Annotated in this window: 25 protein-coding genes; 11 read left to right on the forward strand and 14 right to left on the reverse strand. The window is 72.6% G+C overall.

What is annotated here, in order from left to right; all coding sequences use genetic code 11:
- The first annotated feature begins 103 nt into the window (after positions 1 to 103).
- Positions 104 to 1,153: a LacI family DNA-binding transcriptional regulator gene (locus ACZ7DE_RS09615; RefSeq protein ID WP_470759188.1), complete on the forward strand. Its 1,050-nt coding sequence runs from the start codon at positions 104 to 106 to the stop codon at positions 1,151 to 1,153.
- Between the two features lie 387 nt (positions 1,154 to 1,540).
- Complete coding sequence (locus ACZ7DE_RS09620; protein WP_470759189.1) at positions 1,541 to 2,977, forward strand: benzaldehyde dehydrogenase; 1,437 nt, start codon at positions 1,541 to 1,543, stop codon at positions 2,975 to 2,977.
- Positions 2,978 to 3,038: 61 nt separating this feature from the next.
- Here ACZ7DE_RS09620 and trxA read toward each other — a convergent pair whose 3' ends face one another.
- Positions 3,039 to 3,443, reverse strand: a complete 405-nt coding sequence (gene trxA / locus ACZ7DE_RS09625) for a thioredoxin (protein WP_470759190.1) — start codon at positions 3,441 to 3,443, stop codon at positions 3,039 to 3,041.
- A gap of 143 nt (positions 3,444 to 3,586) precedes the next feature.
- Between trxA and ACZ7DE_RS09630 the strand changes: the two genes are divergently transcribed.
- Positions 3,587 to 5,005 (forward strand): dihydrolipoyl dehydrogenase family protein, encoded by a 1,419-nt coding sequence (locus tag ACZ7DE_RS09630; protein ID WP_470759191.1) that lies wholly within the window; start codon positions 3,587 to 3,589, stop codon positions 5,003 to 5,005.
- A gap of 111 nt (positions 5,006 to 5,116) precedes the next feature.
- Here the strand turns inward: ACZ7DE_RS09630 and ACZ7DE_RS09635 are convergent, their stop codons facing one another.
- Positions 5,117 to 5,761 (reverse strand): peptide deformylase, encoded by a 645-nt coding sequence (locus ACZ7DE_RS09635; RefSeq protein ID WP_470759192.1) that lies wholly within the window; start codon positions 5,759 to 5,761, stop codon positions 5,117 to 5,119.
- 175 nt (positions 5,762 to 5,936) lie between these two features.
- Here ACZ7DE_RS09635 and ACZ7DE_RS09640 point away from each other — a divergent pair, with 175 nt between their 5' ends.
- Complete coding sequence (locus ACZ7DE_RS09640) at positions 5,937 to 7,328, forward strand: PepSY-associated TM helix domain-containing protein (RefSeq protein ID WP_470759193.1); 1,392 nt, start codon at positions 5,937 to 5,939, stop codon at positions 7,326 to 7,328.
- Positions 7,329 to 7,400: 72 nt separating this feature from the next.
- Here the strand turns inward: ACZ7DE_RS09640 and ACZ7DE_RS09645 are convergent, their stop codons facing one another.
- The 6 genes from ACZ7DE_RS09645 to ACZ7DE_RS09670 form a co-directional block, all read right to left on the reverse strand.
- The gene (locus tag ACZ7DE_RS09645) at positions 7,401 to 7,775 is read right to left on the reverse strand and encodes a tetratricopeptide repeat protein (protein ID WP_470759194.1); all 375 of its coding nucleotides are present in this window, start codon (positions 7,773 to 7,775) and stop codon (positions 7,401 to 7,403) included.
- A 167-nt stretch (positions 7,776 to 7,942) separates the two neighbouring features.
- Entirely contained in the window at positions 7,943 to 8,434 is a 492-nt protein-coding gene (locus ACZ7DE_RS09650; RefSeq protein WP_470759195.1) for a MarR family winged helix-turn-helix transcriptional regulator, read from the reverse strand.
- Positions 8,435 to 8,572: 138 nt separating this feature from the next.
- Positions 8,573 to 9,925 carry an MFS transporter gene (locus ACZ7DE_RS09655; RefSeq protein ID WP_470759196.1) on the reverse strand — a complete coding sequence of 451 codons (1,353 nt, stop codon included), beginning with the start codon at positions 9,923 to 9,925 and terminating at the stop codon, positions 8,573 to 8,575.
- 431 nt (positions 9,926 to 10,356) lie between these two features.
- Entirely contained in the window at positions 10,357 to 11,322 is a 966-nt protein-coding gene (locus ACZ7DE_RS09660; protein WP_470759197.1) for a pirin family protein, read from the reverse strand.
- A gap of 185 nt (positions 11,323 to 11,507) precedes the next feature.
- On the reverse strand, positions 11,508 to 11,996 hold the full coding sequence (locus ACZ7DE_RS09665; RefSeq protein WP_470759198.1) for a hypothetical protein: 489 nt from the start codon (positions 11,994 to 11,996) through the stop codon (positions 11,508 to 11,510).
- A 25-nt stretch (positions 11,997 to 12,021) separates the two neighbouring features.
- Positions 12,022 to 12,483, reverse strand: coding sequence for an ATP-binding protein (locus ACZ7DE_RS09670; RefSeq protein WP_470759199.1), 462 nt, complete (start codon positions 12,481 to 12,483; stop codon positions 12,022 to 12,024).
- Between the two features lie 128 nt (positions 12,484 to 12,611).
- On the opposite strand from ACZ7DE_RS09670, the gene ACZ7DE_RS09675 reads away from it, so the two are divergent.
- Entirely contained in the window at positions 12,612 to 12,842 is a 231-nt protein-coding gene (locus tag ACZ7DE_RS09675; RefSeq protein WP_470759200.1) for a DUF397 domain-containing protein, read from the forward strand.
- Positions 12,843 to 12,993: 151 nt separating this feature from the next.
- Positions 12,994 to 13,908, forward strand: coding sequence for a helix-turn-helix domain-containing protein (locus tag ACZ7DE_RS09680; RefSeq protein WP_470759201.1), 915 nt, complete (start codon positions 12,994 to 12,996; stop codon positions 13,906 to 13,908).
- Positions 13,909 to 14,044: 136 nt separating this feature from the next.
- On the opposite strand, the gene ACZ7DE_RS09685 is transcribed toward ACZ7DE_RS09680, so the two are convergent.
- Positions 14,045 to 14,863 carry an SAM-dependent methyltransferase gene (locus tag ACZ7DE_RS09685; RefSeq protein WP_470759202.1) on the reverse strand — a complete coding sequence of 273 codons (819 nt, stop codon included), beginning with the start codon at positions 14,861 to 14,863 and terminating at the stop codon, positions 14,045 to 14,047.
- A 203-nt stretch (positions 14,864 to 15,066) separates the two neighbouring features.
- On the opposite strand from ACZ7DE_RS09685, the gene ACZ7DE_RS09690 reads away from it, so the two are divergent.
- The 3 genes from ACZ7DE_RS09690 (at position 15,067) to ACZ7DE_RS09700 (ending at position 17,245) form a co-directional block, all read left to right on the forward strand.
- The gene (locus tag ACZ7DE_RS09690; RefSeq protein ID WP_470759203.1) at positions 15,067 to 15,768 is read left to right on the forward strand and encodes a helix-turn-helix transcriptional regulator; all 702 of its coding nucleotides are present in this window, start codon (positions 15,067 to 15,069) and stop codon (positions 15,766 to 15,768) included.
- On the forward strand, positions 15,765 to 16,739 hold the full coding sequence (locus ACZ7DE_RS09695; RefSeq protein WP_470759204.1) for a threo-3-hydroxy-L-aspartate ammonia-lyase: 975 nt from the start codon (positions 15,765 to 15,767) through the stop codon (positions 16,737 to 16,739). The genes ACZ7DE_RS09690 and ACZ7DE_RS09695 overlap by 4 nt, the downstream gene beginning before the upstream one ends.
- Positions 16,740 to 16,879: 140 nt before the next feature.
- Positions 16,880 to 17,245: a cupin domain-containing protein gene (locus tag ACZ7DE_RS09700; protein WP_470759205.1), complete on the forward strand. Its 366-nt coding sequence runs from the start codon at positions 16,880 to 16,882 to the stop codon at positions 17,243 to 17,245.
- A 22-nt stretch (positions 17,246 to 17,267) separates the two neighbouring features.
- Here ACZ7DE_RS09700 and ACZ7DE_RS09705 read toward each other — a convergent pair whose 3' ends face one another.
- Both ACZ7DE_RS09705 and ACZ7DE_RS09710 read right to left on the reverse strand, forming a co-directional pair.
- Positions 17,268 to 18,620, reverse strand: coding sequence for a VWA domain-containing protein (locus ACZ7DE_RS09705; RefSeq protein ID WP_470759206.1), 1,353 nt, complete (start codon positions 18,618 to 18,620; stop codon positions 17,268 to 17,270).
- Positions 18,617 to 19,474, reverse strand: a complete 858-nt coding sequence (locus ACZ7DE_RS09710) for an AAA family ATPase (protein WP_470760067.1) — start codon at positions 19,472 to 19,474, stop codon at positions 18,617 to 18,619. The genes ACZ7DE_RS09705 and ACZ7DE_RS09710 overlap by 4 nt, the downstream gene beginning before the upstream one ends.
- A 123-nt stretch (positions 19,475 to 19,597) precedes the next feature.
- Between ACZ7DE_RS09710 and ACZ7DE_RS09715 the strand changes: the two genes are divergently transcribed.
- Together ACZ7DE_RS09715 and ACZ7DE_RS09720 are read left to right on the forward strand one after the other, a co-directional pair.
- Positions 19,598 to 20,176 (forward strand): hypothetical protein, encoded by a 579-nt coding sequence (locus ACZ7DE_RS09715; protein WP_470759207.1) that lies wholly within the window; start codon positions 19,598 to 19,600, stop codon positions 20,174 to 20,176.
- Positions 20,177 to 20,314: 138 nt separating this feature from the next.
- Positions 20,315 to 21,853, forward strand: a complete 1,539-nt coding sequence (locus tag ACZ7DE_RS09720; protein ID WP_470759208.1) for an FAD-dependent oxidoreductase — start codon at positions 20,315 to 20,317, stop codon at positions 21,851 to 21,853.
- Positions 21,854 to 21,923: 70 nt separating this feature from the next.
- Here the strand turns inward: ACZ7DE_RS09720 and ACZ7DE_RS09725 are convergent, their stop codons facing one another.
- From ACZ7DE_RS09725 to ACZ7DE_RS09735, 3 genes are read right to left on the reverse strand one after another with little or no spacing between them, the layout of a single operon-like run.
- On the reverse strand, positions 21,924 to 22,565 hold the full coding sequence (locus ACZ7DE_RS09725) for a LutC/YkgG family protein (protein WP_470759209.1): 642 nt from the start codon (positions 22,563 to 22,565) through the stop codon (positions 21,924 to 21,926).
- The gene (locus ACZ7DE_RS09730) at positions 22,562 to 24,049 is read right to left on the reverse strand and encodes a LutB/LldF family L-lactate oxidation iron-sulfur protein (RefSeq protein ID WP_470759210.1); all 1,488 of its coding nucleotides are present in this window, start codon (positions 24,047 to 24,049) and stop codon (positions 22,562 to 22,564) included. The genes ACZ7DE_RS09725 and ACZ7DE_RS09730 overlap by 4 nt, the downstream gene beginning before the upstream one ends.
- Positions 24,046 to 24,801 (reverse strand): (Fe-S)-binding protein, encoded by a 756-nt coding sequence (locus ACZ7DE_RS09735; protein ID WP_470759211.1) that lies wholly within the window; start codon positions 24,799 to 24,801, stop codon positions 24,046 to 24,048. Before ACZ7DE_RS09735 ends, ACZ7DE_RS09730 begins: the two co-directional genes overlap by 4 nt.
- Positions 24,802 to 24,897 lie beyond the last annotated feature (96 nt).

A 24,897-nucleotide genomic window follows, 5' to 3' on the forward strand; every position in this document is an offset into this window, starting at 1 on the left:
ACGAACATGTTCGTCGCGAACAAGTACGTCACGAACATGTTCGTTGACGGGCCATCGGATCTGGGGTCCCCCGCCCTGAATCCCGGGCGGGGCTTCTGCCAAGATGCCGTACGTCATGGTGCAGATACCGAACACGCCCGCGCCGACGAAGTCGCCGGCCCCGCGCCCCGTGCCCACGAGCGCCGACGTGGCCCGCCTGGCCGGCGTCTCGCGCGCGACCGTCTCCTACGTCCTGAACAACACCAGCGCCGTACGCATCAGCGAGCCCACCCGCCGCCGCGTCCACCAGGCCGCCGAGGAACTCGGATACGTGCCGCACGCCGCCGCCCGCACGCTGCGCGCCGGACACAGCCGCATGGTCCTGATGCCCACGCTGCCCGTCCCGGCGGGCCCTCTCTACAGCCAGTTCGTGCACGACTTCCAGGGGGCGCTCACCCGCCTCGACTACACCGTCGTCCAGTACGGCGCCACCGGTCTGGGCGGCGACGACGCGGCCCGGGCCTGGGCCGAACTCCGCCCGGTCGCCGTGCTGGTGCCCACCCCCGGCATAGGCCCGGACGGGGTCGCCATCCTCAAACGGTCCGGCGCGCGCGCCGTGGTGACCCTCAGCCCCGGGGCGGTCGAGGGCGCCCACGCGCTGCGCCTCGACCACGCCGACGTCGGCCGCAGCGCCGCCGCACACCTCTACGCCCGCGGCCGCCGCCGCATCGGAGTGGTCGTCCCCGAGGAGCGGGGCATGGAGGTCTTCTCCGCGCCCCGCCTGCACGGGGCCCGCGAGGCTCTGCACGGCACCGACGCCACGGTCACCGAACTGCCCCTGGCCTACCGGGAGGAGTCCGCGGCCGCCCTCGCCGCCCGCTGGCCCGGCCTCGGCCTCGACGCCGTGTTCGCCTACAACGACGAGTACGCCATGCTGCTGATGCGCGCCCTGCGGGACGCGGGCGTACGCGTCCCCGAGGACGTGGCCGTGATCGGCGCCGACGATCTGATGCTGGGGCGGTTACTGCGGCCCCGGCTCAGCACCGTCCGGATCACGCTGCCCTCGGGCCGCGACCTCGCCTCGCTGGTGGACCGGGCCGTCCGCCACCCCGGCGCCGCCCCCGAGTCGCACGAGCTGTTCGGGGCCACGGTCGTGCACCGCGAGTCCAGCTGAACCGGAGTCCCGGGGGGAGTGCGTCACGCGCCCGGACGGAGATCGCGACACCGCCGTCACGACGAAGTGCGCTGCACTGCCGACGAGTTGGCCCGTGCCCGTCACCCGAGCGGCTGTCCCGCGTTGCGGCGCCCGCTCCTCTCCGGTCGCGGTGAGCCGTGTCCGCGGTGCACGCTGCAAGAGACCCTCTTTTCCAGCGACATGACTAAGATGTTGCGTGCTCAACCAGATGGGGATGCGTTCGGCCATCGGATGCAGCTCGCCCTGCTGCGCCGGGTCACCGCATCCCGCCATGCCGCCGCCGAACCGGCGGCCACCTGCACGGAACTTCCCCTCCCCCCGGGGAGTGCGGTGAGTCCCCCGCGGGTCACCGATCGGAGAGCCTTCATGCCGTTGCTCGACCCCCAGAACTGGCAGCCCCACCCCCTGTCGGGGCCCCGGTACACCGTCACCGAGCCCGCCACCGGCGACCCGCTGGGCACGGTCGTCCTGGCGGGCGGCGCAGACGTCGGTCCGGCCGCCGAGGCCGCCCGCGCCGCCCAGACCGAGTGGGCCCGCCTCCCGCACTTCGTCCGCGCCGGGGTGCTGCGCAAGGCCGGCGACCTGTTCGCCGCGCACGCCGAGGAACTGCGCGAGTGGATCGTCCGCGAGTCCGGCTCCATACCCGGCAAGGCCGACTTCGAGCTGCACGTCGCCGCCCAGGAGTGCTACGAGGCCGCCGCCCTCGCCTCCCGCCCGGCCGGACAGGTCCTGCCCAGCGAGGCGCCCCGGCTGTCGTACACCCGGCGCGTCCCGGTCGGCGTGGTGGGCGTGATCTCCCCGTTCAACGCCCCGCTGATCCTGTCGATCCGCTCCGTCGCCCCCGCTCTCGCGCTCGGCAACGCCGTCGTCCTCAAGCCGGACCCGCGCACCGCGGTATGCGGCGGACTGTCCCTGGCCGCGGTGTTCGCGCAGGCCGGGCTGCCCGAGGGGCTGCTGCACGTCCTGCCCGGCGGCGCCGAGACCGGCGCGGCCCTGGTCGCCGACCCGCGCGTGCCGGTGATCTCCTTCACCGGCTCCACCGCGGCGGGCCGCGCGGTCGGCGAGGCCGCCGGACGTCACCTCAAGCGCGCGCACCTGGAACTGGGCGGCAACTCCGCCCTGATCGTCCTGGAGGACGCCGACCTGGACGCGGTGATCTCCACGGCCGCCTGGGGCTCGTTCTTCCACCAGGGGCAGATCTGCATGACCACCGGCCGTCACCTGGTGCACGCCTCCCTCTACGAGGAGTACGTCGAGCGGCTCGCGGCCAAGGCCGACGCCCTCGCCGTCGGCGATCCGCACCGCGCTCAGGTCCACCTCGGACCGCTCATCGACGACGGCCAACTCACCAAGGTGCACGGCCTGGTGGAGGCCAGCACACGCGCCGGGGCGAAGCTCGCCGCGGGCGGCACGCACGAGGACCTCTTCTACCGCCCGACGGTCCTCGCGGGCGCCGACGACGACACCCCCGCCTACGCGGAGGAGGTCTTCGGCCCCGTCGCTCCCGTACGCCCCTTCAGCACCGCGGACGAGGCGGCGGCCCTGGCCGCGCGCAGCTCCTACGGTCTCTCGCTGGGCATCGTCACCCGGGACGCCGCCCGCGGGCTCGACCTCGCCGAGCGCGTGCCGACCGGCATCGTCCACATCAACGACCAGACCGTGAACGACGAGGCCGTGGCGCCCTTCGGCGGGGTCGCCGCCTCCGGCACCGGCGCCCGCTTCGGCGGCGACGCCAACCTGGAGGCCTTCACCGACGTGCGCTGGACGACGGTGCGGGGCGACGTGGCGCCGTACCCGTTCTAGAACCCCTTGGGCTCACTCGTCCGAACCCCTCGGGGCTCACTCGTCCAGAACCCCTCGGGGCTCACTCGCCCGGGGCGGCCGGGGAGCCGTCGGCCTCGCTCTTGGCCTGCTGCTCCTCGATGGACCTGCGGACCTCGTCCATGTCCAGCTTGCGCGCCTGCCCGATGACGTCCGTGAGGGCGGCCTCGGGCAGCGCGCCCGGCTGGGCGAAGACGGCGACCCGGTCCCGCACGATCATCAGCGTCGGGATCGACTGGATGCCGAAGGCCTGGGCCAGCTCCGGCTGCGCCTCGGTGTCCACCTTGCCGAACACCAGGTCCGGGTTCTCCTCGGCGGCCTTGTCGTAGACCGGCGCGAACTGACGGCACGGCCCGCACCAGGACGCCCAGAAGTCGATCAGGACGAACTCGTTGTCGGTGACCGTCTGGTCGAAGTTCTCCTTGGTGAGCTCCACAGTGCTGCTCATGGCCTGATTCCTTCTTCCCGGTGCTTGCTGTCAGGTGCTTCCCGACATGGGTGAAGCCGTCCGCAGCAACACGGCCGGCCGATCGCGTATTCCGCGCCCCTACCCGTGTGGCCTCACCGCACACCACCCACCAGACTGACCCCATGACGGAAACGGAAACCAACCTGTACGACGTGGTTGTGCTCGGGGCCGGACCCGTGGGGGAGAACGTCGCCGACCGCACCCGTGCCGCCGGTCTCACCACCGCGGTCGTGGAGAGCGAACTGGTCGGCGGCGAGTGCTCGTACTGGGCCTGCATGCCCAGCAAGGCGCTGCTGCGCCCGGTCATCGCCCGCGCGGACGCCCGCCGCCTGCCCGGCCTGCGCCAGGCGGTGCAGGGGCCCCTCGACACGGCGGCCGTCCTCGCCCGCCGCAACTGGTACACCGGGGACTGGACGGACGACGGCCAGGTCGACTGGCTCAAGAGCATCGGCGCCGACCTCCACCGCGGACACGGGCGACTGACCGGCCCGCGCACCGTGACCGTGGGGGACAGCGTGCTCACGGCCCGCCACGCGGTCGTCGTCGCCACCGGCACCCGCGCCGCCCTGCCCGACCTGCCGGGGCTCGCCGAGGTCGAACCCTGGACGAGCCGGGAGGCGACCAGCGCCCAGTCGGTGCCCGGCCGGCTCGTCGTGGTCGGCGGGGGAGTCGTCGCCGCCGAGATGGCCACCGTCTGGCAGGCCCTCGGCGCGCAGGTCACCGTCCTCGTCCGGGGCAAGGGCCTGCTCGACCGGATGGAGCCCTTCGCCGGCGAACTGGTCGCCGAGGCGCTCACCGAGGCCGGCGCGGACGTGCGCACGGGCACCTCGGTGGCATCGGTGACCCGCACCGACGGCGTCGTGCGGGTCGTCACCGACACCGGCGAGCACATCGAGGCCGACGAGATCCTCTTCGCCGTCGGCCGCGCCCCGCGCACCGACGACATCGGCCTGGAGACGGTCGGCCTGGAACCCGGCTCCTGGCTCGGCGTCGACGACAGCCTGCTCGTCACCGGCACCGACTGGCTGTACGGGGTGGGCGACGTCAACCGCCGTGCCCTGCTCACCCACCAGGGCAAGTACCAGGCCCGGATCGCGGGCGCCGCCATCGCCGCCCGCGCCGCCGGCACGCCCCTGACGAAGACCGAGGCGTGGAGCGCCCACGCCGCCACGGCCGACCACCAGTCGGTGCCCCAGGTCGTCTTCACCGACCCCGAGGCGGCCGCCGTCGGCCTCTCCCTCGCAGAGGCCGAACGGGCCGGACACCGGGTGCGGGCCGTCGACGTCGACATGTCGTCGGTGGCCGGAGCGGGCCTGTACGCCGAGGGCTACCGGGGCCGCGCCCGGATGGTCGTCGACCTGGAGCAGGAGATCCTGCGCGGAGTCACCTTCGTCGGCCCGGGCGTCAGCGAACTGATCCACTCCGCGACGATCGCCGTCGTCGGCCAGGTGCCGATCGCCCGGCTGTGGCACGCGGTCCCGTCCTACCCGACGATCAGTGAGGTGTGGCTGCGCCTGCTGGAGGCGTTCCGGGACAACTGACCTCGAGCCACCGGTTTCACGGCAACCGGGCCGCGGGAGCCGGTCCGCGGGCGCCGGACCGTGCCGGCCGGGCGAGTCCGGTCCCGTTCGACCGGTCCGTCGTGAACCGGATCACGGCAACTCGAAGTTCAGGGCCCTGGCCGCCTCCGACGGGGTCGGCTGGGCCCAGCGTTCCAGCACCGTCTGGTTGGCCGAGAGCGAGCGGAGTTCGGCCCGGTCGAGGTAGAGCAGGCCGTCGAGGTGATCCGTCTCGTGCTGGACGATGCGGGCGGGCCAGCCGCTGAACACCTCGTCCAGCGGCCGTCCGTGCTCGTCCTCGCCGGTCAGCCGGACCTCCCTGTGCCGGGCCACCACCGCCTGGTAGCCCGGCACGCTCAGGCAGCCCTCGAAGAACGCGGCACGGGCCGAACCGACCTGCTCGTACGACGGGTTGACCAGGACCCGGAAGGGCTGGGTCACCCGGCCACGGGCCAGCCGCACCTCGTCCGGCACCGGCGCGGGGTCCTCGATCACCGCGATCCGCAACTCCACTCCGACCTGCGGCGCGGCGAGTCCGACGCCGGGCGCCGCGAGCATGGTGACGCGCAGGGCCTCGACGAACCGGGCCAGGAGGGCCGGGTCGAGCTCTCCGTCGTAGCGCGCGGTGCCGGCGCGCAGGACCGGGTCGCCGGCCGCGACGATGGGCAACGGGCCGCCGGGGGCGAGGAGTTCCTCGATGCGCTCGGCAAGTGGAGCGCGAGGACGGGGAGATGCCATCGGCCCAGCATGCCACGACCGGATCAGGTGTGATGCAGGTCACTCGAAGTGGCGGGAACTCGGCGGTGCCTCGCTCCGACTACTGGTTCGTCACGGCTGCACGGGCGTGGCTGAAAGCCCGCCCCCGTCCACGCCGTTCACCCCGTCCGCCCTTCGCCCCCGGAGAAGCCCGCCGATGTCCACCGCTCCCCCGTCCACCGTGGACGAGGCCCCGCAGTCAGCGGCCTCCGCTCCCGGATCTCGCGGCCCATGGGCCCCGCTGCGCCCGCTGGTTCTGCGTCTGCACTTCTACGCGGGCCTGTTCGTCGCGCCGTTCCTGCTGGTCGCCGCGGTCACCGGGTTCCTGTACGCCGGCGCGTTCCAGGCCGAGAGGCTCGTGTACTCCCACGAGATGACCGTGCCCGTCGGCGACACGAAGCTGCCGATGTCCCAGCAGGTGGACGCCGCCCGCAAGGCCCACCCCGAGGGCACGGTCTCGGCCGTGCGGCCCTCTCCCGAGGACGACGCCACGACCCGGGTCATGCTCGCCGGGGTCGAGGGGGTCGACGCCGCCCATACGCTGGCCGTTTTCGTCGACCCGTACACCGGCGAGGTGCGCGGCGCGCTGGAACAGTACGGCTCGACCGGCGCGCTGCCGCTGCGCACCTGGATCGACGAGTTCCACCGGGATCTGCACCTCGGTGAGAACGGCCGCCTCTACAGCGAGTTCGCCGCGAGCTGGCTGTGGGTGATCGCGGGCGGCGGCCTCGTGCTGTGGTTCTCCCGCCGCCGCGCCCTGCGCAAGGTCCGCGGCACCGGCGGACGGCGACGCTCGCTGGGCCTGCACGGCACGATCGGCGCGTGGACCGCGGTCGGCTTCCTCTTCCTGTCCGCCACCGGACTGACCTGGTCGACGTACGCGGGCGCCAACATCGACGAGCTGCGCACCTCCCTCGGCCATTCCACCCCGTCGGTCTCGGCGGCCGTGAGCGGCGGCGAGCACGCCGGTCACGACAGCGCGTCCGGCAGCGGCGGCGACGCCGAGCACGGCGTCGGCCTCGACAAGGTCCTGGCCGCAGCGCGGGCCGAAGGGCTGGGCGACCCGGTCGAGATCGTCCCGCCCGCGGACGCCTCCTCCGCGTACGTGGTGAAGCAGGTGCAGCGCAGCTGGCCCGAGAAACAGGACTCGGTCGCGATCGACCCGGCCACCGGCGAGGTCACCGACGTGCTGCGGTTCGCCGACTACCCGCTGCTCGCCAAGCTGACCCGCTGGGGCATCGACCTGCACACCGGCGTCCTGTTCGGGCTGGTCAACCAGATCGCGCTGATGCTCCTGGCGCTCGGCCTGGTCCTGCTCATCGTGCTCGGCTACCGCATGTGGTGGCAGCGCGGACGCGGCTCCGCCTTCGGACGGCCGATCCCGCGCGGCGCCTGGGCCCAGGTCCCGCCGTACGTCCTCGTCCCGTTGATGGCGGCGGTCGCCGTGGTCGGCTATTTCGTGCCGCTGCTGGGGATCCCGCTCGCGGGGTTCATCATCGTGGACGTCGTCCTCGGGGAGATCGCGCACCGGCGCCGACGGACCGTCTGAACCCGAACGGCCCGGGAAGCCCGCCTCGTCGGCGCGCTTCCCGGGCCGCCGCCGTCCGGGGTCCGAAGCGACTCAGCTCTGGGGGAAGTCTCCCGACAGCGCCGCCGCGAGACGCAAGTGAGGTCCCGCCTCCTCGTGCCGTCCCTGTCGCTCCAGGGTGCGGCCCAGCATCAGCCGGGCGTAGTGCTCCACCGGGTCACGTTCGACGATCGTCCGCAACTCGGCCTCGGCGCGCCGCAGTTGGGCGGAGTGGTAGTAGGCGCGGGCCAGCAGCAGCCGCGGGCCGGTCTGCTCCGGCACCTCCTCGACCAGCCCGACGAGCACCCGCGCGGCGGCGGTGTACTCCTTCGCGTCGAAGAACAGCTGCGCCCGTTCCCACCGCTCGGCCGCCGGTCCGTGGGCGTAGTACGCGGTGGCGTCGGTCGCGGTGTCGTATGTCGTGTTCACTCGTGACCTCCTTCGAGGCCGACAACCGAGGCTATTGGTTGAATATTCCAGCACCCTGAGCGTGTCCGTGAGGAAGACCGTCAGTCCGGCCCGGCGGCCGCAGCCTCTGCGGCTCCTTCGCGGCCTTCTCCGCCTTCTCGGTCTTCGCGGCCTTCTCCGCCCCCTGCTTACTTCGCCGGCTGCTGTGTCGTCTCGGCGGGGAGGTCGAGCGGTGCGTCGAGCAGGGCCGTCAGCTCGCCGGTGAGGGTGCGGGTGCGGGCGCCGTCCAGGCCCCCGAGCGGCTCCAGCAGCTGCTCCAGCAGTCCCTGGACGACCGTCACCGCGCGCCGGGTCACGTCCTGCCCCCGCTCGGTGAGGGCGAGTTGGACGGCGCGGGGATCGCGCGGATCCCGGGTGCGCTCGATCAGCTCCGCGGCCTCCAGGGCGCGCGCGAGCTTGGAGACGTAGAGCGGCTCCAGGCCGGTGTGGTCGGCGAGACGGCGCTGGCTGGGACGCTCGCCGTCGCGCTGCATGCCGTACAGCGACGCGACCAGCGAGTACTGCGCGTGGGTGAGCCCCAGCGGCGCGACCGCCCGGTCGACGGCCACCCGCCACTTCATGGACAGGCGCCACACCAGGAATCCGGGCGTCGCCTGTTCATGGCCCCTGCTCTCGCTCATGCGCGATACGTTACATGGCTACTATGCCCACGGCTCTCGCCCGGGCCGACCCGGCCTCCGGCTCCCATGGACGGGACGAGCACTACGGAGAGCACTACGGAGCGCACCATTGGTGACCGTCCGGCAACCGCACCTGCGTCAGACCGCTTCCGGCTGCGCCTGGTCCACCGCCGCGGGTTCGCGTTCGTCGGCGACCGGGTAGCGCGGGAGCAGGAAGACGAGGGCCAGCGTGAGCACGCTCACCGCGGTCAGGACGATCAGGGGCCCGGTGTAGCTGCCCGTGGCCTCGGCCGCTCCCTGTGCGAGGACCGGGGACAGACCGACGCCGAAGAGAGCGACGACGCCCAGTGTCATGCCCTGGAGCTGTGCGAAGGCGCGCAGGCCGAAGTAGCGGGCCACCAGGAACGGCGCGACCGAGGACTCCGCGCCCATCACCACGCCGAGCGGCCACATGGCCAGGAGCAGCGCCAGGGTCCCGCCCCGGGCGGCGAAGATCGCGACCGTGCCGGCCACGAGGCATGCCACGAACGGCGCGAAGGTGCGCGCGCTCCTCGAACGGTCGATGGTGACACCGGCGAGGAACTGTCCGACGATCGAGGACACCAGGAGCACCGACAGCGACAGCGACACGGTCGTGGCCGAGTAGCCGCGGTCGCCGAACAGGGAGACGGCGTTCAGCCGCACGCTCATCGCCACCGCTGCGATCATGACCATGACCGCCGCCATGAGCAGCCAGCCCCGGGAGCGCAGCGCGGCGCCGAGCGGCACCCCGGGAAGTTCCTTCCCGCCTCCCGCGGCCGTCTTGGCCCCGCCGTCCTCACGCACCCGCGTCGGCTCGGAGAGCAGGAAGTACTGGGCGGGGAAGACGATCACGAGGATGCACAGCGCGATCAGAAGGTAGGTCTGACGCCAGCCGAAACCGTCGATGGACAGCCGGCACAGCGGGGCCGTGATCGCTCCGCCGAGGCTGGTGGCGGCGCCGATGAGCAGCGAGTAGCCCGATCCCCGGTGGTGGGGGAACCACTCCGCGACGACCTTGTAGAACACGCCCATGATGGCGACGTAGCCGAAGGCGGTGGCGGCGAACAGCGGCAGGAGCAGGAACACGACGTTGCCGCCGGCGAGCGCGGTCGTCGCGGTGAAGAGGGCATACAGCGCGGCGCCCGGCACCGCGACGGCGCGGGCGCCCCAGCGGTCCACCCAGCGTCCGGTCAGCGGCAGGACGAACGGAGCGGCAATGGTCGGGATGGTGAAGATGGTCAGCGTCTGCGACTGCGACCAGCCGAAGTCCCGTGCGACGGGCTCGATGAAGAACGTGATGGTGGAGTTCAGGGCGGCCGGGCTCAGGGCCATGGCCGTCACGCAGGCGATCGCGGCCTTCCACGCGGGCGTGGGGTAGCCCCGCAGGGAGGTCGCGTACTCGCGCAGGGAGTGCGGGCCGCGGTTGGGCCTGTCGGATGCCGTGACGTCGGCGTGAGGGCTCGGGGACATCGTCGTCCTTCCGCGGGCGAGGTGTGACGCACGCCCGCCTTTCTTTCGGTCCGGGGCCGGTGCGGTGTTGCGGGGGAGTACTCCACGGCACCGAGCGGCGTCGGTCGACAATGAACTGTACGGTCCAGTGCATGAGGGGAGTCAAGAGGCGTGCGAGCCTCGGCGAAGTTCTCCGCACCGGCCCCGCGCCCGAACGCATCCAGGGCGTCCCGCACGGCGCGCACGAGCCGACGTGTCGGCCGTGCGGCGAGAGGGCTCAGGGAGCGTTGCTGGTGACGGTGACGGTGACGGTGCCGTTGCAGGCGCGGCGAGTTCGTCGAGCACGGGCGGTGCGCACGGTGCCCGGCCCCCGCGACGGAGGGGTCGCCGAAGGGCCGGCGGCCGAGGCGGCGACTGCTCCCCGGCCGTTCAGCCCGCAGCTTCTTCCCGGGTCAGCGCACCCGTCCCCGCGGTTTGAGCGGCACCTGCGGCAGCTCCGGTGCGCGCAGCGGAGCGCCTTCGTAACCGTGCACCTCGCCGAAACGAGTGCCCGTCGTCCAGTCCTCGCGCGCCTGCTCGATCTCTTTCTGGGACCGTCCGACGAAGTTCCACCACATGACGAGCTCCTCCTCGAACGGCTCGCCGCCGAGCAGCATCAGCCCCGCGTCGGACTCGGCCCGCAGGGGCAGTTCCGTGCGGCCGCAGCCGAGGTAGAGCATGGAGCCGGGGAGGACGGGGACACCGTCCACGTGGACCTCGCCGGACATCGACAGAACGCCGTACTCGAAGTCGGGCAGCAGCGGCAGCCGGACGTCGGCGCCCCGGGCGAGCGCGAGGTCGGCGCCCACGATGGGGGTGTACGCCGTTCCGGGTGAGGTGGAGCCGTCGAGGTCGCCCAGGAGCACGGTGGCCGTGAGGCCGGGGGCGGTGACGGTGGGCAGTGCGGCGTGGTGCTCGAAGCGCGGGTCGGTGTGCCGGTGCGCGTCCGGCAGCGCGACCCAGAGCTGCGCCCCGTGCAGGAATCGGGCATGCGCCCGGGGGCTCTCCTCGGAGTGGCTGATGGCACGCCCCGAGGTCATCAGCCCGAGTTCCCGGGGCCGGATGGTCTGCAGGCTGCCGGTCGAGTCGCGGTGCAGCACCTCGCCCTCGTGCAGCCAGCTGACGGTCTGCAGACCCATGTGCGGATGCGGCGGGACCTGCATGCCGGGTTCGTCGGCGATGTCGTCGGGGCCGTAGTGGTCGACGAAGGCCCAGGCTCCGATCATGCGCCGACCGAGGTTGGGCAGCAGCCGGCGCACCTCGGTCGACTCGCCGAGCTTCACCTGTCGGGGGCTCAGCAGCTCGCGGACGGGTTCTGCGACGACGAAGCCGCGGCCGCCGCACACACTCGCCACGGGCGAGCGGTCAAGGTTGCTCATGCGGTCAAACCTAGCGGTCGTGCGGGGTGCGCGCGGCGGGGGAGGTGGCGCAGGCGGTCGGCTCCCCGGGTTCTTCGCGGCCCCCGTCCTCCGTGGCTATCCCTCTCCCTTTCCTTCTCCTCCCTATCCTTCTCCCTCTCCTCTGTCCTCCGTCGTGCTCGGACCTCGCGGGTCCTCCCGGTCGGTCAGTCGGTGAGGGTCGCGGCGAGTTCCGTGGTGGCCCGTGCCAGCTCGGTGTCCGGTTCGGCGCGCAGCTGACGCAGCACGTCGCGCTGGGCGCGGACGGCGCGATGGGCCGCACGCTCCCACGCCACGTAGTTGCCGGGGTGATGGAGCAGCTTGGGGTAGGCGGCGGCCGTGGTCTCCCACTGCCGTGTGTCGGCGATGCTCTTCAGCAGGCGCAGGATCCCGGCGCGACAGGTGACCTGGGGGAGCCGGACGAGTTCCCAGAGGAAGGGCACCGTCGCCGCCGTCGCCTCGTCGACCACGAATCCGAACTGGCAGATTCTGCGCCGAAGTTGGCCGAGGGCGGAGGAGGCGCTGTCGGCGTCGCCCCGAGCCAGTGTGGTCAGCAGGAAGGGGATGTCCGCGGCGGATCCGGTGGAGTCCTTGATCTCGGGCCACGGAACGTGTCCCAGGTCCGCGAGCGGTGCGGTTCTCTTCGTGGCAGTCATGTCCGGTGTCAGGTGTCGGTCGGGATCAGGGCTGGTGGCGGGTCGGCAGCATGGCCCAGACGGTCTTGCCCGTCGGGAAGCGGCGGGTCCAGCCCCAGTGCTCGGACAGGGCTTCGACGATGCGCAGTCCGCGGCCGTGCTCCAGGAGGGCGTCCCCGGTGTGCGGACAGAGGGGCAGGCTGTCGCTCGGATCGGTGACGGCGCACACCAGGTGGGAGCGGCGCAGGGTGAGTCTGAGCCGCACGTGGAACTCGTCCGCCGAGGTGTGCGGGAGGCCGTGCAGGACCGCGTTGGCGGCCAGTTCCGTGACGACGACGAGCGCGTCGTCCGTGCAGTGGTCCAGGGACCAGCAGTCGAGGGTGCGGTGGGTGAAGTCCCGGGCCTGGGCGAAACCGTCGCGACTGCCCGTGAGGTTCAGGGCGGCGGTTCTGGGCGAGTCGCGCACGGAGACGGACTCGTGGCTCCGGAACTGCGCAGGTGATGACACGGCATCTCCCTGAGACGACGTCAGGACGGGCGGCCAGAAGTGCGGTTGACGACATGGTTATTATCCACGCTGACGATGTCCTCGTGCAATTTCACGGGAAATTGCGCGCACGAAGCGAGGAGAGTGCAGTGCCGTCAGTGCCGAACGGAGTGCGGGCGAGCTCGCTGGGCGCCCGCTGGATCAAGAGCAGTCACAGCAACGCCGAGGGCAACTGTGTCGAGGTCGCGGCCCTGGACGGGGGAGGGGTCGCGATGCGCAACTCCCGTGATCCCGACGGTCCGGCCCTGGTGTACACGCCGGCCGAGGTGGCCGCGTTCGTTGCCGGGGCCAAGGGCGGGGAGTTCGATCATCTCGTGTGAGGTTCGCGTGCAGGCGGCGTGAGGGTCCGGTGCGGACTCGAAGGGGGCCGCCGAGGGGCTCGTCGGAACCTCAATTCCCCTGCCGCGTGCGGCCGGAGGGCTTGGGATGCGATACTGCGGTCTGTCGTCTGCCGGTCCACGGGGAGTCAGGATGTCTGCCGAGTCACCTCGCGTGTCCCGCCTCGAACCGTATCTGAACCGGGCCGAGCCCGCCCCGACCTTGCTGAAAACACTGGTGGGCGTTCAGCTGGCGGGTATCCGGGAGGACGCCGGCCTCTCCCAGGAGCAGGCGGCTCGTTCCCTCGGGTTCAGCCCGGCGAAACTGTCCCGCATCGAGGCGGGCAAGGGGCGCAGGCCTCCCGTGGAGGCGGACGTCCGGGCTCTGCTGTCGCTGTACGGGACCGACGACCACGAGGCCTCCGTGCTGATCCGGCTGCTGCGGCAGGCGGGCGAGCCGGGTTGGTGGCAGCGCTACGACAAACGCCTGATGCCCGAGTGGTTCGACCGGCTGGTCGGACTTCAGGAGGCGGCCACGGCGATCCGCACCTTCGAGATCCAGTACGTGCCCGGCCTGCTGCAGACGCCAGCGTACGCGCGTGCCGTCGTGGAGCGCGGGCTGCCGTCGGCGACGTCACGCGAGGTCGAGCGCCGGGTGGAGCTGCGGACGCGGCGCACCGAGCTGCTGCGGCGGCCGGACCCGCCGCGGGTGTGGGCGATCCTCGACGAGTCGGTGCTGCTGCGGGTGCTGGGCAGCCGTGAGGTGATGCGCGAGCAGCTCGACCGCCTCGTGGAGCTGGCCGCGCTGCCCCATGTCACGATCCAGGTGGTGCCGTTGGACGTCACGCACGCCTCGGCGCCGGCCATACCGGTCACCTATCTGCGCTTCGGCGGCGTCGATCTGCCCGATGTCGTCTATCTGGAGCAGATCCGCAGCGCCACCTTCCTGGAGGACCGGGACGAGACCGAGGAGTACCGCGTGGCCCTGGACAGACTGGCCGACGAAGCGCTCAACCCCCGCGAGTCCGTGGCGCTGTTGGAGGAGACCGCGCGCGGGCGCTACGCCTGACGCCGCGCAAGTGTCGCGCCCGACGGCCAGTGGTCGGCGCGGCTGCGGCGGGGCGCGCAGGCGTTGCGCCCGACGACGTGACGGCCGGCCGCGACGACGGGCCCGCCGCGCTGACCGTCCGCCGTCCCCGGACGCTCTAGACCAGGCGGCCCACGCCGCCGAACTCGATCCACTCCTGGGTGAGTTGGCGGGGCGCGACGTCCGTGTCGGGGCGCCAGGTGGAGACCTCGACCAGGCCCGGGTCGAGGATCTCCAGGCCCTCGAACAGCGCGGCGACGTCCTTCTCCTGGCGCACCCGGCCCCAGTGGCCCTGGGTGGCCTTGTCCATGAAGTCGGTGACGAACTCCCTGACCGCCGGGTCCTCGCTGACCAGCTGACACATCAGCAGGAAGCTCCCGGGGGCCAGGCGTTCGGTCACCCGGCGCACCACGGCCCGGGGTCCGTCGGCGTCGCTGTCGGGGATGCAGTGGAAGACCGAGTTGAACAGCACGGCCACCGGCTGGGAGAAGTCGATCAGGCGCTGGGTGTCCTCGTGGGCGAAGACGGTCTCGGTGTCGCGCATGTCGGCGTGGATGACGGTGGTGCGCTCGTCCTGCTCCAGCAGGGCCCGCCCGTGCACGAGCACCATCGGGTCGTTGTCCACGTAGACGACGCGCGTGCTGGGGTCGACGCGCTGGGCGACCTGGTGCACGTTGTCCTGGGTGGGCAGGCCGGAGCCGTGATCGAGGAACTGGCGGATCCCGTATTCCTGGCTCAGGGTCTTCACGACCCGCTGCAGGAAGCGCCGGTTGTTGAGGGCGAGGACGCGGGTGCTCGGCACGACCTTGTCGAGTTCCTCGCAGGCGGCGCGGTCGGACGCGTAGTTGTCCTTGCCGCCCAGGTAGTGGTCGTACATGCGTGCGGCCGTCGGAACCGTGGCATCGATCCTCGTGGACGGCTGCTTGCCCGGCTGCATCTCTTCTCCCCGGATCCCCGCCGTGCCACGGGCTGGCGCGGCCGACAACTCATCCTAGGGAAAGGGTAATTGGCGGCACCACCCCAACCCCCTTGATCGACGGTTCCCCGAAGGCGTCCTCCCGGCGCTGTCGGCCGGGTATACGGCCGGATCCTCTCTCTGGACTATTCATCCAGCCTCTGGACGTGTGGTCTAATGAGGCCATGGATGCAAGGGACGCCCGGGAATCCGAGCGGGACGCGATCCTGCGCGCGCTGACCCCCGTCGTCGACGGAATCGCGGCGACCTTCGGCCCGGTGTGCGAGGTGGTGCTGCACGACTACCGGCGCCCGGAGAAGTCCGTGGCCGCCGTCGCCGGGGCGGTGACGGGGCGGACGGTCGGCGGCGCGATGAGCGAGATCGGCATGCGGGTCCTCGCCCGCGGCGACGACGCCGTCGACGAGCTGAACTACGTCACCCGCACCCGCGCCGGAAAACGGGTGAAGTCGTCGACGATGGTGCTGCGCGACTCCACGGGCGCGGTGTTCGGCGCATTGTGCGTCAACGTGGACGTCACCGAGGTGGACCGGGTGCAGGGCCTGCTGGCGGCACTCGCGGGGGCGGCGGGAGCACCGGCCGACACGCCGGTGACCACCTTCGGCGACGACATCGACTCCGTCGTCGAAGCCCTCCTCGACGCCCATCTGCTGCGCCAGGACCAGACCTGGGCCGGCCTCGACCGCTCCCGGCGCCTGGCGCTCTTCCGCGGCCTGGACGAACGCGGGGTGTTCGCCGTGCGCCGCGCCGTCGAGCAGATCGCCGCCCGCCTCGGCATCTCCCGCGCCTCCGCCTACCACTACCTCTCCCAGTCCAGAGCCGCGCGCGACGCCGGCGCCGACGACACTCCCGAGGGAGCACACCCGTGACGACCACACCCGCGCCCATCACTCTCGACGACGTGCGTGACGCGGCCGCTCGACTCAAGGGCGTCGCCCACCGCACGCCCGTGCTCCGCTCCCGCACCCTCGATCGGATCGTGGGCGCCGAGATCCTCCTGAAGTGCGAGAACTTCCAGCGCGTCGGCGCCTTCAAGTTCCGCGGCGCCTACAACGCGGCCTCCCGCCTGACCCCCGAGCAGCTCGCCCGGGGCATCGCCGCGTACTCCTCCGGCAACCACGCCCAGGCCGTCGCGCTGGCCGCACGGGAGCTGGGCTCCAGCGCCGTGATCGTCATGCCCGAGGACGCGCCCCGCTCCAAGCGGGCGGCGACGGAGGGCTACGGCGCCGAGATCGTGACGTACGACCGCTACAGCGGCGACCGGGCGGCCATCGCCGAGGCGCTGGCCGCCGACCGGGGCCTGGCGCTGATCCCGCCCTACGACCACCCGCACGTCATGGCGGGCCAGGGCACCGCCGCGCTGGAACTCCTGGAGGAGGCGGGCGAGCTGGACGCCCTGCTGGCGCCGGTCGGCGGCGGCGGCCTGATCGCCGGCAGCGCGACCGCGGTCAAGGGACTGCGGCCCGGCGTCCGCGTCGTCGGCGTCGAACCCGAGGCCGGGGACGACACCAGGCGGTCACTGGAGGCCGGCCGCCGGATCGAGATCCCGGTGCCGCACACCATCGCCGACGGCCAGGCCCTGCACACTCCCGGAGAGCTGACCTTCGCCGTGAACCGGCGGCTCGTGGACGAGATCGCCCTGGTCTCGGACGAGGAGATCCGCGCGGCCATGCGGTTCGCCTTCGAACGCCTGAAGATCGTCGTCGAGCCCAGCGGCGCCACTCCGCTGGCCGCCCTCCTCGCCGGCCGGGTCGGCGCCCTGCCCCGGCGCGTCGGCGTGATCGTCTCGGGCGGCAACATCGACACCGGCCGCTTCGCCGAGCTGTGCGGCGGCGCCTGAGGGGGGAGCGTGCTCCGATTGGCGGCTCCCGGTGGACAGGCGGACCATGGACGTGTGGGGCTCGACCCCACCGGTGACGCCCTGCCGCCGGGGAGACGGGCCCCGGCCGCAGTGCGGAGCGGCCGGAAGGGAGGAGCGTCATGCTGGAGATCAAGACGCTCGACAAGCCGGATGAGCGGCGTGACTTCCCCCGCGGTCACCTCGAAGCCGTCCACCTGTCCGGGTGCGACTTCGCCGTGGGGACCTTCGAACCGGGTTGGCGCTGGACCGAGTCCGTGGCGCCGATCGCGGGCACGAAGACCTGCCAGATGAACCACAACGGCTACGTGGTCCAGGGCCGTATGCACATCCGCATGGACGACGGCGGTGAGCAGGAAGTGGGCCCCGGCGACGTCTTCGTGTGCACGCCCGGACACGACGCGTGGGTCGTGGGTGACGAGCAGGCCATCGTGTACGACTTCGAGGGCCAGACGGCCAAGGAGTTCGCGAAGGCCGACCAGGGCTAGGCCGCAATCGCCCGGGGTACGGCTAGACCGGGAGCAACCTGCCTACCAGGACGCCGAGTTGGTGGGCGTTGCGGCACTCGTGCATCGCGACCAGCTCGGCGTACTCGGGCGCCGCCGAGTCGCCGGTGCCCCACAGGGAGCGCGGCTCCGGGTTCAGCCAGTACAGCCGGCGGGCCCGTCCGGCGAGTTCCCGTGCGGCCGCCAGGTTCGGATCGCTCATGTTGGTGCGCGCGTCCCCGAGGACGAACACCGTCGTCCGGGGGGTCACGGCCGCGCCGTACCGCAGCACGAACTCGCCCAGGGCGACGCCGTAGTCGCTGCTGCCGTGGTAGCCCGTCAGCGTCGCCTCGGCCCGGATGCGCGCGCCGAGCCCCTCCGGGTCGGCGGCGCCGTGCTCCAGCAGCCCCGTCACCTCGTCGATCCGGTTGACGAAGGCGAACACCCGTACCTTGCTGAACTGGTCGTGCAGCGCCTGCACCAGCAGCATGGTGAAATCGGAGAACCCCGACACCGAGCCCGACACGTCGCACAGCAGCACCAGTTCGGGGCGGACCGGGCGCCTGCGGCGCAGCACGGGCCGTATCGGCACCCCGCCCGTCGACAACGAGCCGCGCAGCGTGCGCCGCAGGTCGATCGTGCCCCGGGCGGCCCGGCGGCGGCGCGCAGCCATGCGGGTGGCCAGCTTGCGCGCCAACGGCTGCACCGTCCGCCGCAGTTCGGCCAGCCGGTCCTTGCCCGCGTACAGGAAGTCGACCCGGTCGGCGGTCGGCGCCACCGCCCGCCGGGCGATCTCGTCGCGCCCCCGCCGCTCCGCCACCCGGCGCCGTGCCTCCTCGGCCACCAGGCCACGGAAGGCCTCGATGCGCCGCCGGATCTCGTCCTCGAGCAGCCGGCCGGCGAACCCGGCGCCGCCGCCCCGGGCTCGGACGTCGTCCCGCACGCGCGCCAGCAGCGTCTGCGGGCGCAGCCGTTCGAGGGTCTGGTGCGAGGACCAGCCGTCCGCGCCCGGTGAACTCCCGTAGCCGCCCAGCCCGTCGACGGCCTCGACCGCCAGCCGGCCCAGCGTCGTCTCGTCGTCCGCGGCGAGCGCGGCCGCCAGCCGGTCGCGCAGGTCGTCCCGTTCGCCGGGCTCGTTCAGGGGTGCGCCGACGGCACGCGGGAAGTACAGGTCGAAGACGGTGTCGAACACCCGTCGCTGGTCCGTCGAGTGCAGCAGCGTCGCGGCCAGTCCCTCGCGCAGCAGTCCGCGGTCGGCGAACCCCAGCGCCGCCGCGGCCTCGGCGGCGTCCACGGTCTCGCCGGTGCCGACGCGGACGCCGTGTGCGCGCAGCGCGGCGACGAAGCCGACCAGCCGGTCGGCGACGTCGGCGCTCACCCGGCGTCCAGGTCGAGCTTCGCGCCGGCCTTGAGGATGTCCTCCTGATGCTTGAGGATCACGCCGAGGGTCTCGCGTACGACGCCCTCGTCGAGGCCGTCCGCGCCGAGGGCGAGCAGGGTGCGCGCCCAGTCGATCGTCTCGGCGACCGAGGGCGCCTTGCGCAGGTCCATCGCGCGCAGGGCGCCGACCACCCGGACCACCGACTCGGCCAGCGTCGCGTCGATCCCGGGCACCTTCAGCCGGACGATCCGCCGCTCCAGCTCCTCCTCGGGAAAACCGATGTGCAGGAACAGACAGCGGCGGCGCAGCGCCTCCGACAGCTCCCGGCTCGCGTTGGAGGTGAGGACGACGAAGGGGCGGCGGGTGGCGGTGACCGTGCCCAGCTCCGGGACGGTGACCTGGAAGTCGCTGAGCACCTCCAGGAGCAGGCCCTCCACCTCGACGTCGGCCTTGTCGGTCTCGTCGATCAGCAGGACGGTCGGCTCGTCGCCGCGGATGGCGGTCAGCAGCGGGCGGGGGAGGAGGAACTCCTCGCTGAAGATGTCCGTGCGCGCCTCGTCCCAGGTCTCGTCGCGGCCCGCGCTGATGCGCAGCAACTGCTTGGCGTGGTTCCACTCGTACAGCGCCCGGGATTCGTCGACGCCCTCGTAGCACTGCAGCCGCACCAGCCGGGCCTGCGCGACCTGGGCCACGGCCTTGGCGAGTTCCGTCTTGCCGACCCCGGCCGGGCCCTCCACCAGCAGCGGCTTGCCGAGCCGGTCGGCGAGGAAGACGGTGGTGGCGACGGCGGGCGAGGCCAGGTAGCCGCTCTCGGCGAGGCGGGCGGAGACATCCTCGACGGATGTGAACAACGGGGCCTCCGAGCGGTCGGTGCGGTCAGCGGGCAGCATCCGGCAACTATCTAAGCGCTTGTTCACCGGCTTTGTCATCAGGGTTCGGGGCGGTTGTCGGTGGCGGGCGGTACCTTGCGGATCATGGGTGTGTATCTGGTGAGCGTGGACGCGGTCGAGTGGCTCGGCCGGCACGAGGGCGGCCACGGCGACCTCGCGGAGGCGCTGAACGAGGAGTTGCGGCGGCGCGGACAGTCGCCGTACCGGCCGGGGGAGCCCGCGCGGAAGGCGTCCGGCTGGTTCGAGGAGAAGATGAGTCCGTCCATGGACGGCTTCGCCGCGCTGTGCCGCGCGCATCTGACCCCCGCCGAGGAGGAGACCCTCTGCGGCTGGTCCGCCCTGGTGCCGGTCTCCCTCGACCCGGAGATCTCGCTGCCGATCGCCACGGCGTACACCAATGAGTCGCTGGTCGCCGGCGCGCCGCAGGTCCTCGCGCTCGCGGAGCGGCTGGCCGGCGTTCTCGACCTGCCCCTGGACGCGATACCGGCGACGGGCGGCAACCTCGAACTGACCCTGTGGTTCCTGGACGGCGAGGGGAGCCAGGTCGCGGCGGCCCGGCCCGGCCCGTGGAGCGAGGACCTGGCCACCGCCTTCTACGTGGCGGTGTACCTGCGGGCTGCCCGGTACTCCCTGGACCACGGCTGCCCGATGGTCTACAGCTGACGGACCCCGGCCGCCGGGCCCCACACACCGCCCCGGCGCCTGCGCCACCCCGCAGGGCCGTCTACGGGGGTGCGCGGTCCGGTCCCGCACACCTGTCCGGTGGTGTGTGGCCGGGCCCGGCGCGGGAACTCGTGCGCCATGGACGAGCAGGCCGCCACCCAAGAGTCGTACTGGCTGCAGACCGCCCCGCCCGGTGATCCGGCACCGCCCCCGAAGGGGCCGTTCACCGTGGACGTCGCGGTCGTCGGCGGAGGCGTCGCCGGGCTGAGCGCGGCCTGGGAACTGGCCCGGCGGGGGCGTTCGGTGGCCGTGCTGGAGGCGGACCGCATCGCCGCCGGGGTCACCGGCCACACCACGGCCAAGCTGAGCGTGCTGCACACCCTCGTCTACGACCGCCTGCGCCGCACCCGCGGCCCGGAGGCCGCCAAGCTCTACGCCCGCTCCCAGACGGAAGCCATCCGCCACGCCGCCCAGATCGCCGCCGAACTCGGCGTCGACTGCGAGTGGGAGGACACCGCCGCCTACACCTACGCCGAGGATCCCGGCCGCACCGACGTCCTGAAGGCGGAGGCGGAGGCGGCGCGCGAGGCCGGGCTGCCGGCCGAGTACGTGACCGAGACCGAGCTGCCCTTCCCCGTCGCGGGCGCGGTCCGCGTCGCGGAGCAGGCGCAGTTCCACCCCCGCAAGTACCTGCTGGCCCTCGCCGCCGACATCCGGCGGCTCGGCGGCGCGATCCACGAGCACACGCGCGTCACCGGTCTCGTCGAGGGCGATCCCTGCACGCTGACCGCCCGCTCCCCGGCCGGGGAGACGAAGGTGACCGCCGGATCCGTCGTCGTCGCCACCCACTACCCCGTCTTCGACCGGGCGCTGCTCTTCTCCCGGCTCTCCCCGCGCCGCGAACTGGTCGTGGCCGCGCCCCTGGAGGCGGCGCGCGCCCCGCTCGGGATGTACATCACCCAGGAGCACAACACCCGTTCGCTGCGCACGGCGCCCCTGGAGGACGGCCGCCGGCTGCTCGTGGTGACCGGCGAACACTTCACGCCGGGCGCCGGCGGGGACGTCGAGGAACGGTTCGCCCGCCTCCGGGAGTGGGCGGCGGGACGCTTCGGCGACCTGACCTTCACCCACCGCTGGGCGACCCAGGACAACGACTCCACGGACTCCGTCCCGCTCGTCGGCCCCTTCCACCCCGGCAGCAGGAACGTGTACGTGGCCACCGGCTTCGGCGGCTGGGGCCTGAGCACCGGCATCATGGCGGGCAGCCTGCTGGCCGAACGCATCAGCGGCGGCGCCAGCCCCTGGGACGACCTGTACGACCCGCGTCGCATCGCCTCCGTGGTCCGCGAGGGCGCCGCCTTCCTCAAGCAGCAGGCCGACGTGGCACGGCACTTCGTCGGCGACCGGCTGCCCTCGCCCTCCGGCCCGACCGTCGACCGGATCGCTCCCGGCGACGGCGCGGTCGTCCGCGTCTCCGGGGAGCGCTGCGCCGTCCACCGCGACGCGGACGGTCAACTGCACGCCCTGTCCGCCCGTTGCACCCACCTGGGCTGCCTGGTCGCCTTCAACCGTGCCGAGCAGGCCTGGGAGTGCCCGTGCCACGGATCGCGCTTCGACGTGCGCGGGCGCGTGGTGCAGGGCCCGGCGGTCGAACCGCTGGAGCCCCGCGACCTCTGAGCGAGACCCCGCGACCTCCGAGCGGACCGAATCGCCGAAGCCTCGCGCCCGCCGAGCGGGCGCGGGTGCCTCAGCCGACCAGGATCACCTCCAGCGTGCGCGGACCGTGCACCCCCTCCACCCGGTCGAGCTCGATGTCGCTGGTCGCCGAAGGACCGGAGATCCACGTCAACGGACGCCCCGGGTCGAGGCGTTCGAGCGCCTGCGGCACGGAGGAGACCACCTGGTCCGCAACGCGCACCACGCAGATGTGGTGATCGGGGACCAGGGTGATCCGACGCCGGCCCTGGTCGGGACCGCCGTCCAGCACGATGGTCCCGGTCTCGGCGACGGCCACCGCGCAGGCCGTGACCACGCTGTCCACCTCGTCGAGTTCGTGCGGACCGGCCTCCGCCCGGTCCGCCACGCGCGTGACGTCCGTCTCCGCCAGCCACGCCTCTTCCAGCCCGGGCGGCACGAGCAGGGTCGCCGCCTTCCGCTCGGCGAGCAACCGGGCGAGCACGGAGGACAGTTCACCCTCACCGCACCGGTGCACGACGGCCCGGTAGTCCGCCAGGTTCTCCGCCAGCAGCTCCACCGTCTCCTCGACGCCGCGCTCGCCGTGCTCGCGCAGATAGTCGCGGGCGACGGCGTCCTCGTACGGCGTGTCGTCCTTCGGCACGTCGGCCAGCGCGCGCCGCACCCGGCCCAGGATCAGTTCCCTGCTGCTCACTTCGCCGTCCCCTCTTCCGTCTTTCCGCCGTTCGTACGCTGCCACCAGTCACGGAACGGCTCCGCGGGCACGGCGGGCAGATCGCGCGAGGCGCTCCATGCCTTGCCGGGACCGGGCAGGCTCCGGGGATGCAGGCCGCGCGTGCGGGACGCCATCCGCTGCCCGGCGCGCAGCACGCCGGGGTGGGAGAAGGCCCAGCGCGCCGCCCGCATCGCCGCACGTTCGGCGGCGTGGCCCTTGGCCGGCTTGAGCATCACCTTGTTGCCCGCGCGCGTGGCCGGGCCGCCCTCCACGACGCGCTCCCGCAGGTGCACCAGCACTTCGGGGATGTCGATGGCGACCGGGCACACCTCGTAGCAGGCGCCGCACAGCGAGGAGGCGTACGGCAGCGAGGCGTCGATCTCGCTCGCCGTGCCCCGCAGCTGCGGACTGAGGATCGCGCCGATCGGGCCCGGGTACACCGAGCCGTAGGCATGGCCGCCGGCCCGCTCGTACACCGGGCACACGTTCAGACAGGCCGAACAGCGGATGCAGCGCAGGGCCTGACGGCCCACCTCGTCGGCCAGGGTGTCGGTGCGGCCGTTGTCCAGCAGCACCAGGTGGAAGGTCCGGGGACCGTCGCCGTCCGTCGTGCCGGTCCATGTCGACGTGTACGGGTTCATGCGCTCGGCCGTCGAGGAGCGGGGCAGCGTCTGGAGGAAGACCTCCAGGTCGCGCCAGGTCGGCACGATCTTCTCGATGCCGACGACGGAGATCAGCGTCTCGGGCAGGGTGAGGCACATGCGGCCGTTGCCCTCGGACTCGACGACGACCAGGGTGCCCGTCTCGGCGACCATGAAGTTCGCGCCGGAGATCCCGACCCTGGCCCGCAGGAACTTCTCGCGCAGGTGGAGACGGGCCGCCTCGGCGAGTTCGGCGGGCGTGTCGGTGAGCCCGTCCGGTGCCGGGCGTCCCCACGCGCCCATCTCCGCGCGGAAGATGTCCCGGATCTCGCCCCGGTTGCGGTGGATGGCCGGGACCAGGATGTGCGAGGGACGGTCCTTGCCCAACTGCACGATCAGCTCGGCGAGGTCGGTCTCGTAGGCCCGGATGCCCTCGGCCTCCAGCGCCTCGTTCAGTCCGATCTCCTGCGTCGCCATGGACTTGACCTTGACGACCTCCGTCTCGCCCGTCTCCTTGACCAGACGGGTGACGATCCGGTTGGCCTCGTCCGCGTCGGCCGCCCAGTGGACCGTGCCGCCGGCCGCGGTGACCGCCTCCTCCAGTTGCACCAGGTACCGGTCGAGCCGTGCGAGGGTGTGGTCCTTGATCCGCTTGCCCGCCTCCCGCAGCGCGGGCCAGTCGGACACTTCGGCGACCGCCGCCGCGCGCTTGGCGCGGATGGTGTGCGTGGCGTGCCGCAGGTTGCCGCGCAGGGTCGGATCGGCGACCGCCTCGCGCGCGGCCTTCGGAAACGCCGGCATCCCGACGAACGTCCCGCTCACAGCGCCGGCTCCGCTTCCGTGCTCGCCAGGATCTCCGCGATGTGCACCGGCCGCATGCCGGTCCTCAGCCGGGTCATGGTCCCGCCGATGTGCATCAGACAGGAGTTGTCCGCCGCGCACAGCACCTCCGCGCCCGTGGACTCGGCGCTGCGCACCTTGTCGGCGCCCATCGCCGCCGAGACGTCCGCGTTCTTCAGCGCGAAGGTCCCGCCGAATCCGCAGCACTCGTCGGCCCCGGGCAGCTCGACCAGCTCCAGGCCCTCGACGGCCTGCAGCAGCCGCCGGGGCCGGTCCCCGAGCCCCAGCCCGCGCAGACCATGACAGGTCGGGTGGTAGGTCACCGTGTGCGGGTAGTACGCGCCGACGTCCGTCACCCCGAGCACGTCCACCAGGAACTCGGTGAGTTCGTACGTCTTGGGGACCACGGGGGCCAGGGTGGCGGCGAGCGTGTCCCCACGCCCTTCCGCCCGGGCCCGCTCGCCCATCCGTGGATACAGCTCCCGCACCATCGCCCCGCACGAGCCCGACGGGGTCACGATCGCCTCGTACTCACCGAAGACATCGGAGAAATGACGGGCGAGAGGCTCGGCCTCATGACGGTAGCCGGTGTTGTAGTGCGCCTGGCCGCAGCAGGTCTGAGCCATCGGGAAGTCGACGTCGACACCTAGCCTGGTCAGCAGTTTCACCACGGCACGGCCGGTATCTGGATACAGCGTGTCGTTGACACAGGTCAGGAACAGGGCGACACGCATCGCGGCTCCTCATGGATCGGTCATCGGATGAGTGAAGAGTAGCCCGGCGCAGGGATCCATGGGAGACCCCGGTTCCCCGAGCGGTGGAACCGGGAT

Source organism: Streptomyces sp. NPDC037083 (assembly GCF_055606485.1).